This window comes from Corallococcus llansteffanensis (assembly GCF_003612055.1).
Taxonomy (GTDB): Bacteria; Myxococcota; Myxococcia; order Myxococcales; family Myxococcaceae; genus Corallococcus; species Corallococcus llansteffanensis.
In genome coordinates this window covers 1-11,802 of the sequence record NZ_RAWB01000312.1, presented here as the reverse complement: position 1 = coordinate 11,802, position 11,802 = coordinate 1, and the positions used below count along the sequence as shown (strand labels likewise).

At 70.2% G+C, this 11,802-nt stretch carries 10 protein-coding genes; 7 read left to right on the top strand and 3 right to left on the bottom strand.

The window, feature by feature from the left end; translation table 11 throughout:
- Positions 1-391 precede the first annotated feature (391 nt).
- The 4 genes from D7V93_RS26065 (at position 392) to sthA (ending at position 3,838) form a co-directional block, all read left to right on the top strand.
- Positions 392-1,138 carry an RNA methyltransferase gene (locus tag D7V93_RS26065; RefSeq protein ID WP_120645972.1) on the top strand — a complete coding sequence of 249 codons (747 nt, stop codon included), beginning with the start codon at positions 392-394 and terminating at the stop codon, positions 1,136-1,138.
- A 110-nt stretch (positions 1,139-1,248) separates the two neighbouring features.
- On the top strand, positions 1,249-1,470 hold the full coding sequence (locus tag D7V93_RS26060) for a hypothetical protein (protein WP_120645973.1): 222 nt from the start codon (positions 1,249-1,251) through the stop codon (positions 1,468-1,470).
- Positions 1,471-1,512: 42 nt separating this feature from the next.
- Positions 1,513-2,352 carry a pseudouridine synthase gene (locus D7V93_RS26055; RefSeq protein WP_120645971.1) on the top strand — a complete coding sequence of 280 codons (840 nt, stop codon included), beginning with the start codon at positions 1,513-1,515 and terminating at the stop codon, positions 2,350-2,352.
- An 82-nt stretch (positions 2,353-2,434) separates the two neighbouring features.
- Positions 2,435-3,838 carry a Si-specific NAD(P)(+) transhydrogenase gene (gene sthA / locus D7V93_RS26050; protein WP_120645970.1) on the top strand — a complete coding sequence of 468 codons (1,404 nt, stop codon included), beginning with the start codon at positions 2,435-2,437 and terminating at the stop codon, positions 3,836-3,838.
- Between the two features lie 15 nt (positions 3,839-3,853).
- Here sthA and encD read toward each other — a convergent pair whose 3' ends face one another.
- Positions 3,854-4,180: an encapsulin nanocompartment cargo ferric reductase EncD gene (encD, locus tag D7V93_RS26045; protein ID WP_120645969.1), complete on the bottom strand. Its 327-nt coding sequence runs from the start codon at positions 4,178-4,180 to the stop codon at positions 3,854-3,856.
- Between the two features lie 10 nt (positions 4,181-4,190).
- Positions 4,191-4,553: a nuclear transport factor 2 family protein gene (locus tag D7V93_RS26040; RefSeq protein ID WP_120629226.1), complete on the bottom strand. Its 363-nt coding sequence runs from the start codon at positions 4,551-4,553 to the stop codon at positions 4,191-4,193.
- 156 nt (positions 4,554-4,709) lie between these two features.
- Here D7V93_RS26040 and fusA point away from each other — a divergent pair, with 156 nt between their 5' ends.
- The 3 genes from fusA (at position 4,710) to D7V93_RS26025 (ending at position 9,929) form a co-directional block, all read left to right on the top strand.
- Positions 4,710-6,827, top strand: coding sequence for an elongation factor G (gene fusA / locus D7V93_RS26035; RefSeq protein WP_120645968.1), 2,118 nt, complete (start codon positions 4,710-4,712; stop codon positions 6,825-6,827).
- A 102-nt stretch (positions 6,828-6,929) separates the two neighbouring features.
- Positions 6,930-8,873, top strand: a complete 1,944-nt coding sequence (locus D7V93_RS26030) for an ABC transporter ATP-binding protein (protein ID WP_120645967.1) — start codon at positions 6,930-6,932, stop codon at positions 8,871-8,873.
- Between the two features lie 132 nt (positions 8,874-9,005).
- Positions 9,006-9,929 (top strand): flagellar motor protein MotB, encoded by a 924-nt coding sequence (locus D7V93_RS26025; protein ID WP_120645966.1) that lies wholly within the window; start codon positions 9,006-9,008, stop codon positions 9,927-9,929.
- A 10-nt stretch (positions 9,930-9,939) separates the two neighbouring features.
- Here the strand turns inward: D7V93_RS26025 and D7V93_RS26020 are convergent, their stop codons facing one another.
- Entirely contained in the window at positions 9,940-11,745 is a 1,806-nt protein-coding gene (locus D7V93_RS26020; RefSeq protein WP_120645965.1) for an OPT family oligopeptide transporter, read from the bottom strand.
- Between the last annotated feature and the right edge of the window lie 57 nt (positions 11,746-11,802).

Genomic DNA, 11,802 nt, shown 5'->3' with positions numbered 1-11,802 from the left:
CGTGGGGGCCGCGGGTTCCTGCTTGCAGCCGGCGAGCAGCGCGCTCACCAGGAACGCCGACAGCAGCCAGCGGGCACGGGGTGCGCGCGGGGGCTTCGGCGGGACAGCGGACTGCGGGGACATGTTTCCTCCAGGGGGTGGCGGCGGGACCGATTTCATTCCGCGTGCCGTGCGTGGCGCGTCTCGGAGGCGCACGGGAAGTGCGGCCCGGCGACCACGTGCCGGCGCTCCCCCATGCGCGTCCGCGGGCCCGCAGGGTGTCCGGGCGGCCACACCCAGGTGGCCTCGGACGCGCGCGGGACGCGGGATTTCGCCGTGCAGACTGGCGGTGGAACGGCTCGGCGGTCAACTGGGGCCCCCACGCGGGAGGCGGGGCGGTAGAACGCACCCCATGGTGCTGCCCGTCCGATTCGTCCTCATGCGCCCGCGCAACGCGGAGAACCTGGGAGCCGCCGCGCGCGCCCTGAAGAACTGCGGCCTGTCCGACTGGGCCTGGGTCACGCCCGAGGCGGAGGACCTGGGGCCGGCGCGACGCCTCGCGGTGCACGCGGAGGACCTGCTGGAGGGTGTGAAGCGGCCGGACACGCTGGAGGCGGCGGTGTCCGACTGCGTCTGGGTCGTGGGCACCAGCTCGCGCAAGGTGGAGGGCAAGCGCCGCCTGTCGCCCCGCGCCGTGGGGGAGGAGCTGGTGGCGAGGGCCGCCCAGGGGCCGGTGGCGCTCGTCTTCGGGGATGAGCGCAGTGGGCTCACCAACGCGGAGGTGGAGCGCTGCCACGACCTGTCCGCGGTGCCCACCGCGCCGGAGCAGCCGTCCATCAACCTGGCGCAGGCGGTGCTGCTCTACGCCTATGAGGTACGGATGGCGGTGCTCGCCGGCAGCGCGCCGCCGCCCGGGCCCCTGCCGCTGGCCGCCACGGACGCGGAGCTGGCGCGGGTGGAGGCCACGCTGGAGACGCTGTTGGCCTCCGGCGGCTTCCTCGTGGACGAACAGCCCGGGCGCACGGCGGTGAGGGACCTGTTCGCGCCCCTGCGCCGCTCGCGCCTCACGCGCAACGAGGCCCGGCTGTGGCTGGCCGCGCTGCACACCGTGCGGAAGAACTTCCCTTCCGGGGACGGCGCCCCCGAGGCCGACGACTGAGCAGGCAGGAGGACGCCCCGGCCGGGCGCGGCAGGACGCCGGAGCGTCGCTACCTTTCGGGGAAGCGCCGCCAGGAGTACCCCTGCCAGGAGGAGCACCGCGTGAACCACATGCCCTATGAGCCGATGGTCGTGGGGGGCAACGAGCCCGGCCCCTCCTCCAAGCAGGCGCCGTCCCGCGACGGGCTTCCCGAGGAGCCCGGCCGCACGCCCATGACGGCCGAGGACGGCGGGCTCGAGGAGGAGCCCCACCGCATGGCCAACGGCGACGAGCCCGGCAGGACGCCTGGCTCCGCCGAGGGCGAGGATCCGGACGAGCCCACCCGGAAGTAACCCCAACGCGGAGCCGCCCCGCGCGGGTACAGTGCCGCGCCCATGCCTCGCAAGCCCGAACGGCCCCCGAAGTCCCCTCCCCGTCCCAACCGCTGGGAGGGCAAGGAGAAGCCGGACTGGCTGTCCCGGGCGCTCGCCCGCGCGGGCGCGATGCCCCAGAAGGAGGCGGAGGCCGCCATCAAGGCGGGCCGGGTGAGCATCAACGGCCACGTGGTGAAGACGCACCTGAGCCCCGTGCCGCCGGACGCCGTGCTGAAGGTGGACGGCCTGCCGGTGCGCAAGGTCGCGCCCACGCTCGTGCTCGCCTTCCACAAGCCCGCGGGCGTGCTGTCCTCCACCGCGCGCCAGCACCGCACGGGCACCGTCTTCGAGGTCCTCCTGCCCCAACTGCCCACGGAGCTCGCCTCGTACACGTGGCACGCGGTGGGCCGGCTGGACGTGGACACCACGGGCCTGCTGCTCTTCACCAACGACGACAAGCTGGTGGCCCACGTCACCTCGCCGGAGACGCTGCTGCCCAAGCGCTACGTGGCCACGGTGTTCAGCACCGCGGACGAGGAGCGCGTGGCGCCCCTGCGCGAGGGCATGCCGTTGGATGACGGCCCCGCCCGCCCCGCCGTCGTGCGCGTGCGCGACGAGCACACGGTGGAGGTGACGCTCACGGAAGGGCGCCACCACCAGGTGAAGCGGATGCTGGGCGCCGTGGGCCTGCCCGCCCGCGCGCTCCACCGGGAGGCGGTGGGCGACATCACCCTGGGCGACCTGCCCGAGGGCGGCTTCCGGCTGCTCACCGACGCGGAGGTCCGCGAGAAGCTGCACTACACCGGCCGGGCGCCCGCCGTCGTCGCGCCCCCCACGGCTCTGGAGACCGAGGACGCCTGAGGGACGTCCGGACCCGGCCCGTGTCTCACGGGGCCGACATCCCGGTGTAGCGCCGCACCGTGGAAGGGATAGGGTGCGGCCCATGGCGGACTTCGACCTGGTGGTCATCGGCTCCGGACCGGCCGGAGAATGGGGCGCGGTGCAGGCCTCGCTCGCGGGCAAGCGCGTGGCGGTGGTGGAGCGTGAGCCGGTGCTCGGCGGCACCGCGGCCAACACCGGCACCCTCCCCTCCAAGACGCTCCGGGAGACAGCGCTGCACCTGTCCGGCTTCAAGGCGCGCGGCCTCTACAGCGTGGACGCCACGCTGCGCCACGAGGCCACCGTCTCCGACTTCCTCTTCCGCGAGCGCCGCGTGAAGCAGATGGAGCGCGAGCGCATCCACCGCAACCTCCAGCGCCACGGCGTGACGGTGTTCCAGGGCTCCGGCTCCTTCGTGGACGCGCACACCGTGAAGGTGACCCACGACGGCGCCACGGTGGCGACGCTCGCCGCGTCCACCGTCCTCATCGCCACGGGCTCGTCGCCCTACCGCCCGCCGCTGTACCCCTTCGGCGATCCGCGCGTGCACGACTCGGATGAGATCCTCGACATCACCACCCTGCCCCGCACGCTCGTCGTGGTGGGCGGCGGCGTCATCGGCTGCGAGTACGCGTGCATGTTCGCCGCGCTCGGCATCCCGGTGACGCTCGTGGAGGTGAAGAATGAACTCTTGTCCTTCCTCGACGTGGAGGTGGGCCAGCTCCTGCGCGACTGCATGGAGACGCTGGGCGTCCGGCTGCGCCTGGGCCAGGTGGTGGAGACCGCGCACGTCCCCGAGTCCCACGACGAGCCCATCCGCCTGAAGCTGTCCACGGGCGAGGTGCTGGAGGCGGACCAGGTGCTGGTGGCCTCCGGCCGCACCGCGAACACCGGCAGCCTGGGCATCGAGGCGCTGGGCGTGAAGCAGGGCAAGCGCGGGCAGATTGAAGTGGGGCTCGCATACCAGACGTCCGTGCCGCACATCTACGCGGTGGGGGACGTCATCGGCTTCCCGGCCCTGGCCTCCACGTCCATGGAGCAGGCCCGCATCGCGGTGGAGCACGCCTTCGGTCCGGGCAAGCGCACCCTCACGCCCATCCTGCCCTACGGCATCTACACCATCCCGGAGGTGTCCATGGCGGGCGACACCGAGGAGACCCTGCGCGCGCGCGGCGTCCCCTACGTCGTCGGCCGCGCCACCTTCAACACCAATCCGCGCGGGCAGATCATCGGCGACCAGCAGGGCCTCTTGAAGCTGCTCTTCCACCGCGACGACCTGAAGCTGATGGGCGTGCACGTGCTGGGCGAGCAGGCCTCGGAGCTGGTGCACGTGGGGCTCACCGCGCTGCTCACCGGCTCCACCGCGCAGCTCTTCGTGGAGACCTGCTTCAACTACCCGACGCTGTCGGAGGCCTACAAGGCCGCCACCTACGACGCGTTGGACCAGGTGCGCGTCAGCAGCGCCTGATCCACCGCCGCCGCTTCAGCGCGAGTTCTTGAGGCTGCCCACCGTGAAGCCCGCCTCGCGCCGGGCCACCCGGTTCACCCCGTCCGCGGACACCCGGGCCAGCGGGGGGGCGTCGGTGGGAAGCCGCGCGGCCTCGCGGGAGGACGCGGCGGAGGCGCCCCGGCCCGGGGCCCCCTGCAACAGCGAGCGGATCCGCTCCCAGCGCAGCTTCTCCTCCGCCATGAGCTGCACCAGCTCCTGGCGCGCGGAGGCGTCCGGCAGCTCCGACGCCGCTGACGCCACCTTGTCCATGAAGGGCAGCAGGTAACCGAAGTCCCGGTCGAAGCTGATGGGGTTCGCCATGGGGGGCACCTTATCCGTGGTAGACGCGCGAGGCGACGATGAGGCCCCCCCGGATGTCCAATACCTCCGCCACCGGCAGCGGCGCTTCGTTGGGGGCGTGGCGCAGGTACTCCATGAACACCCGGTCCCCATCCGCCGTGAGGGCCGTCTCCTCGTACCGCAGGCCCGGCAGCCGGGCGATGGCGTCCTTCCACCACCGCTCCAGGGCCGGCCGGCCCACCAGGCGCCCCCCCGTCTCCGGATGCAGGACGCGAATCTTGGGCGAGGTATGCGTTGCATCCTCCGCGTACAGCGCCACCAGGGCCGTCACGTCGTGGGCGTTGAAGGCGCGCAGCCAGGCGCGGGCCAGGGAGAAGTTTTCGCTCGCACTCATTGTTATGAAGCCTCAGTCGGAACGGGACGCCGGAACGTAGGCGGATGTACGCCCCGCGTCATGCGGATTTGTCTGGTAACTGAGTCCTGTGGGAAGTAAGGGCCCCGCCTGCTCTGTTCCCTCAGGCAATTTTTTCAATAGAAGAAGGACCGGATCGTGGCCACCAGCGCAACCATCGAGAAGATTCGTAACATCGGTATCTCTGCCCACATCGACTCGGGCAAGACGACGCTCTCCGAGCGCATCCTGTTCTACACGGGCAAGATCCACGAGATCCACGAGGTCCGCGGCAAGGACGGCGTGGGCGCGATCATGGACTCGATGGACCTGGAGCGTGAGAAGGGCATCACCATCCAGTCCGCCGCCACGTACGCGATGTGGGGCGACTACAACATCAACCTCATCGACACGCCGGGACACGTGGACTTCACCATCGAGGTGGAGCGCGCGCTCCGCGTTCTCGACGGTGCCATCCTGGTGCTCTGCTCGGTGTCGGGCGTGCAGTCGCAGTCCATCACGGTGGACCGCCAGATGAAGCGCTACAAGGTTCCGCGCATCGCGTTCATCAACAAGATGGACCGCGCGGGCGCGAACTACGACCGCGTTGCCCTGCAGCTGAAGGAGAAGCTGGGCCACCACGCGGTGCGCCTCCAGTACCCCATCGGCGCGGAGGACCGCTTCCAGGGCCTCATCGACCTGCTGTCGATGAAGGCGTACTACTTCGACGGCGAGAACGGCGAGAACATCCGCGAAGAGGCCATCCCCGCGGACATGAAGGACGAGGCCGAGCTGCGCCGCGCGGAGATGATCGAAGGCGTCGCCAACGTGGACGACACGCTGGGCGAGGCGTTCCTCACCGACCCGGACTCCATCACGGAGAAGCAGCTGCGTGAGGCCGTCCGCCGCGCCACCATCGCGCTGAAGATGACGCCGGTGATGTGCGGCTCCGCGTACAAGAACAAGGGCGTGCAGCTGCTGCTCGACGCGGTGTGCAGCTACCTGCCGAACCCCAAGGAAGCGACCAACGAGGCCCTCGACCAGAAGAACAACGAGGCCAAGATCATCCTGGAGTCGGATCCGGAGAAGCCCTTCGTCGGTCTGGCGTTCAAGCTGGAGGACGGCCGGTACGGGCAGCTCACGTACATGCGCATCTACCAGGGCCGCGTCACCAAGGGCGACTTCATCGTCAACCAGGTGAACCAGAAGAAGGTCAAGGTGCCGCGCATCGTGCGCATGCACTCCAGCCAGATGAACGACGTGAACGAGGCCACCGCGGGCGACATCGTCGCGCTGTTCGGCATCGAGTGCGCGTCGGGCGACACGTTCACCGACGGCACCGTGAACTACACGATGACGTCCATGTTCGTTCCGGACGCCGTCATCTCGCTGGCCGTGGAGCCGAAGGACCGCACCAAGTCGACCAACTTCTCCAAGGCGCTCAACCGCTTCAACAAGGAAGATCCCACCTTCCGCGTGTCGCGCGACGAAGAGTCCGGGCAGACCATCATCCGCGGCATGGGTGAGCTCCACCTGGAAATCTACATCGAGCGCATGAAGCGCGAGTACGACTGCGAAGTGAAGGCCGGCAAGCCGCAGGTGGCGTACCGCGAGACCATCAGCCAGAAGGGCGAGTTCGCCTACACGCACAAGAAGCAGACCGGTGGTTCCGGTCAGTTCGCGCGCGTGTGCGGCTACGTGGAGCCCCTGCCCTCGGACGCCGTGCAGCAGTACGAGTTCGTGGACGACATCGTCGGTGGCTCCATCCCGCGCGAGTTCATCCCCGCGTGCGACAAGGGCTTCGCCGAGGCCGTGAAGAAGGGCAGCCTCATCGGCTTCCCCGTGGTGGGTCTGCGCGTGGTCATCAACGACGGCGCCTTCCACGCGGTCGACTCGTCTGAAAACGCGTTCAAGACGGCCGCCATCATGGGCTTCCGCGAGGGCTACGCCTCCGCGAAGCCCATCATCCTGGAGCCCGTCATGAAGGTGGAGGTCAGCGCGCCGGAGGAGTTCCAGGGCTCCGTCGTCGGCCAGTTGAACCAGCGCCGTGGCACCATCCTCAACACGGAGACGGCCGAGGGCTACCTCACGGCCGTGGCCGAGGTGCCGCTCAACACGATGTTCGGCTACTCCACCGACCTGCGCTCCGCGACCCAGGGCAAGGGCGAGTTCACGATGGAGTTCGCCAGGTACTCGCAGGTGCCGAAGAACGAGGCCGAGGCCCTGATGGCGACGTACAAGGAGAAGCAGGCTGCGGACCAGGCCGCCCGCAAGTAGTCCGGGCTTCCCTGACGCCGCTCTGGCAGTAGCAAGGGCGCTCCCCGCTCAAGTGGGGGGCGCCCTTTCGCTTTCGCATCCCTTTCAAGGAGGTCTTCTTCCGTGACGCTGCTCCGTGCCGCCAATGTCCAGCTCGCCTTCGGCAGCCGGACCGTCTTCGAGGGCCTCACCTTCACCATCGAGGAGGGCGAGCGCGTGGGCCTCGTGGGCGTCAACGGCTCCGGCAAGTCCTCGCTGATGAAGATTCTCGCCGGCGCCGCGAAGCCGGACCTGGGCGAGTTGCAGCTGCGCCGGGGCGCCCGCGTCACCTACCTGCCCCAGGAGCCGGAGTTCGCCGAAGGCGCCACGGTGCAGAGCGAGCTCGCCGTGTCCCAGGCCCCGCTCAAGGCAGCCCTGGACGCGCACGCGGAGCTGTCGCGCAAGCTGGAGGCGGACCCCGCCCACGCCACCCAGAAGATGCTGGAGCAGCTGTCCGTGCTCAGCGACCGCATTGAACAGGCGGGCGGCTGGGACACGGAGCACCACGCGAAGATGCTGCTCGACAGGCTGGGCGTGAAGGACTGGGACCGGCCGGTGGCGCAGCTGTCGGGCGGCCTGCGCAAGCGCGTGGCCATTGCCCGCGCGCTGCTCACGCGCCCGGACCTGCTGCTCCTGGACGAGCCCACCAACCACCTGGACGCGGACACGGTGGACTGGCTGGAGGACGAGCTGGACAAGCTGCCCGGCGCCCTGCTGCTCGTGACGCACGACCGCTACTTCCTGGACGACCTGGTGGACCGCATCGTGGAGATCCAGCCCGGCGGCGGCCTCGTCTCCTACCCCGGCAACTACGCGGCCTACGTGGAGCAGAAGCTGGTCGCGCAGGAGAACGCGGAGACGGCGGAGCACAAGCGCGGACGCTGGATTGCCCAGGAAGTGGCGTGGCTGCGTAAGGGCCCGGAGGCACGGCGCACCAAGAGCAAGGCGCGCATCGAGCGGGCCCAGAAGCTGCTGGCGGAGAAGGGCTTCCAGCGCCCCAAGGTGGCGGATCTGCGCGTGGTGGCGGCGCCCCGGCTGGGCCACACCGTCATCGAGGCCGAGGGGCTCAAGAAGTCCTTTGGCGAGCGCAAGGTGCTGGACGGCGTGGACTTCCGCCTCCAGCGCGGCGAGCGCGTGGGCTTCCTCGGGCCCAACGGCGTGGGCAAGACGACCTTCCTGCGCGTGATGCTGGGCGAAATCCCCGCGGACGACGGGAAGCTCGTCATCGGGAAGAACACCAAGGTCGCCTACTACGACCAGCAGCGCGCCCAGCTGGACCCCGAACAGACGGTGTACGACGCGGCCTCCAACGGCGAGGACCACGTGGAGCTGGCGGACCGCCGGGTGGCCCTGCGCGACTACCTGGAGGACCTGCTCTTCCCGGTGCCCATGCAGCGCATGAAGGTGGGCGCGTTGTCCGGCGGCGAGCGCAACCGGCTCTTGCTGGCGCGGCTGTTCCTGGAGGGCGCCAACGTGCTGGTGCTGGACGAGCCCACCAACGACCTGGACATCGTCACCCTCAACATCCTGGAACGGCTGCTGCTGGACTTCGCCGGCAGCACGCTGCTCGTGACGCACGACCGGTACTTCCTCGACAAGGTGGCCACCGCCATCCTCAGCTTCGACGGCAACGGCAAGGTCACCCGCTACGAGGGCAACTACGACATGTACAAGCGGCTGCGCGAGCAGTCCCAGGCCGCCGCCCTCAAGGCCACTCAGCAGAAGAAGAAGGACGAGGCCCGGAAGGACGAACCTCCCCGCCAGGAGCCCGTCGCCAAGGCAGCACCGAAGAAGACGGTGAAGCTCTCCTACAAGGACCAGCGCGAACTGGACGGCATGGAGGCCACCATCGAGGCCGCCGAGAAGCGCAAGGCGGGCCTGGAGGCCCAGCTCGCCGACCCGAACGTCTACAGCAACGGGGCCAAGGCGGCCGAGCTCCAGCAGGCGCTGGAAGCCGCCAGCGCTGAAGTGGACCGGCTCTATGCGAGATGGCAGGAATTGCAGGACCTGGCGGCCGGCCCGGCCTGACTCGCGGCCTTTGAGGATGTGCGAATCGTTGCGCCTGGAAATGAATTCCGGCGCACCGGCTGCATGATTTTCGGGCTGGGGGACTCCGACTAGAGTCCGCGCCTCGCGTCCTTTCGTCTCAGGAGTTGTCCCGTGTTCCGTCCGGCCACCGTGCTCGCCGCAGCCGCCGCGGCGCTGTTCACCCTGCCCCTCCCCGCGCAGGCCCTGGAAAGCGGCCCCAAGCAGCCGCTGCCCATGTTCGACCTTCAGCGGCTGCGACTGGACGCGTCGGCGCTGGGCTCGCTGGTGGTGGGGACGGGACGGACGCTGGCGCCGGGCCAGCTGCGGGTGGGGTTGAACTACCACTACGAGCACCTGCCCCTGCACTTCCAGACGCGCTGGGAGCCGGGGGACGGCACGGGCCTGGTCGAGAACAAGATGACCGCGCACCTGACGCTGGGCTTCGGCGTGCTGTCGTGGCTGGACGTGGGGGCGGAGCTGCCCTTCATCCTGACGCAGGGGGGAAAGCCGACGTTGAGCTATGCACCGCCCCGCACGGGGGGGCTCGCCACGCCCTGGCTGAGCGCGCGCGCAGCCCTGCTGCGCCAGACGCACGGCGCCCCGCTCAACGTGGCCGTGGAGCTGACGGCGGGCCTGCCGGTGGGCAGCCGCACGGCGCAGGCGCACGAGGACTACGCGTGGCAGCCGCGTCTGCAATTGGGCTACGTGGGCGAAGGCTTCCAGGTGGGGGGCGAGGCGGGCGTGTTCCTTCGCAAGCGCCACGACCTGCAGCCGGTGTCCTTTGACGCGGGCGACGTGGTGAGCAATGAGCTGCGCCTGGGCGCCACGGTGACGTCGCGGGGGGGCGACCTGACGCGCGGCGAGGTGAGCGCGCTGGTGGGCGTGCCGCTCGACGGGGGCCGAATGGGGGCGGAGCTGCTCATCGCCATCCGCCGCCATGCCCTGTCCAGCCTGGACCTGTATGTGATGGGCGGCCCGGGCGTGGGGGCGGGCTTCGACACGCCCACCTTCCGCTTCGTCGCGGGCGTGTCCTGGGCCACCAGCAAGGTGGACTGAAGGAGCCGCGCTACTTCGGCATGAAGCCGAAGGCCTTCACCATCGCGATGGCGATGCCCAGGAGGCTCTCGCCCGCGATGAAGCCGGAGCTGACGGGCAGCACCGCGTCGTCCGCGAGCTTCGGCTTCACCCGGCGCAGCAGCGCGGCCAGCGCCGCGCCCACGAAGAGGCTGATGGAGCTGGAGCCGGGGATGACGATGGCCAGCCCCAGGCCCGACGCCGTGGGGATGAAGGCCTTCGCCTTCGGCGGGGCCCACCGCTCCAGCAGCACCAGCGTCACGCCCAGGAGCATCCCGCACAGGGCGCCCACGCGCGCGGTGGGGTGCAGCGCGGCCACGCCGGAGGCGAGCATCTTGGACACGCCAGCCCACACCATGGCCGCGGGCGCGGGGAACTGCTCCGTGCCCAGCACGTCCGCGGACGGCACCAGCAGGTTGAAGACGGGGACGATGACGACCGAGCCCGCGACCACGCCGAACAGCTGCGCGTAGAACTGCTGACGGGGCGCCGCGCCCAGGAGCCACCCGGACTTCAGGTCCGTGAGCAGGTCCGCGGAGTGCAGTCCCACGCCGCCCGTGGCGTTGGCGCTCATGATGTTGGCGGAGAGGTTGCCCGGGGCGAGCGCGCCGAAGATGAGCTGGGTGACGGGGCCCAGCGCCTTGGTGGGCGTGGTGTCCGTCTCCCCCGTCACGCGCGACGCGATGACGCCCATCACCACCGCCAGCGGCAGCGCGAGCACGCCGGCCCACCACGGAATCTGGAACAGGTACGCCATCAGGAAGACGGCCACCGGGCCCAGCAGCACGAAGCCCAGGGGGAACCAGGCCGGGGGGCACTCGATTTCCGCCAGCGGATCCTCGCGCGTGCCCTCTTGCGGCTGGCGGCCCAGGAGCCCGCTCAGCGCGGAGAAGGAGCGCACCACGCTCTTCCACTGGAAGGCGAACGACAGGAGGCCCGACGACACCAGCACCGCGGCGCCCGTCCACAACGCCCAGCCGTTGATGGCCTTGTACGTCACCTCCGGGATGACGCCGCGGGAGACCATCTCCGGCGCGAGGAAGCCGTAGGTGAGGAAGGCGCCCAGCAGCATGGACCAGCCGGTGCGGAAGCTCACGAGCGCGCCCGCGCCAATGAGCAGCAGGCTGAAGTCGAACGACAGCGACCACTTGCCGGCCTCGCGACCCATGATGTTGAACGGCAGGCTCATCTTCTCCGGCAGGTTCTTCAGCCAGGTGAAGCGCGCGTCGCGCACCAGCACCAGCAGCGCGCCCACGAGCCCCGCGAGCCCCAGCAGCCGCGACTTCTGGCGGGCCACGTCGCCGTGGCCGTGCAGGGCGCGGATGGTCTCCGCGGTGGCGGTGCCGGTGGGGAACGGGAGCGCTTCGATGTTGATGAGCTGGCGCTTGATGGGGATGGCCGCGAAGACGCCCAGCGCGGAGATGACGCCGAACCACACCATCAGCCAGCCCGAGGACGGCAGCGTGCCGGTGAGCATCAGCAGCGCGGGCACCGCGGCCATGTTGCCGCCGCCCGTCATGTAGCCCGCCGCGGACGCCACGGAGCCCATGGCGTTGTTCTCCAGGTCGGTGAACTCCTTCGTCAGCAGCTTGAGCGAGCGCAGCGTGCCGAACACCGCGAAGCCCAGGATGCACGCGGTGATGGTGACGCCCAGGCTCCACCCCGTCTTGAGGACGACGTAGAGGTTGGACAGACACATCACCGCGCCAATGAGCATCCCGGCGATGATGGCGCGCACGGTGAGCTGCCGCGCGCCGCCCTGGTAGACGTGCTCCTTCCAGTACCGCTCCGGATCCATCGCCGCGGAGGCGCCGGGCTGTTCCGGGACGGCGGCAGGGTCAGGCGCGGGGACGCG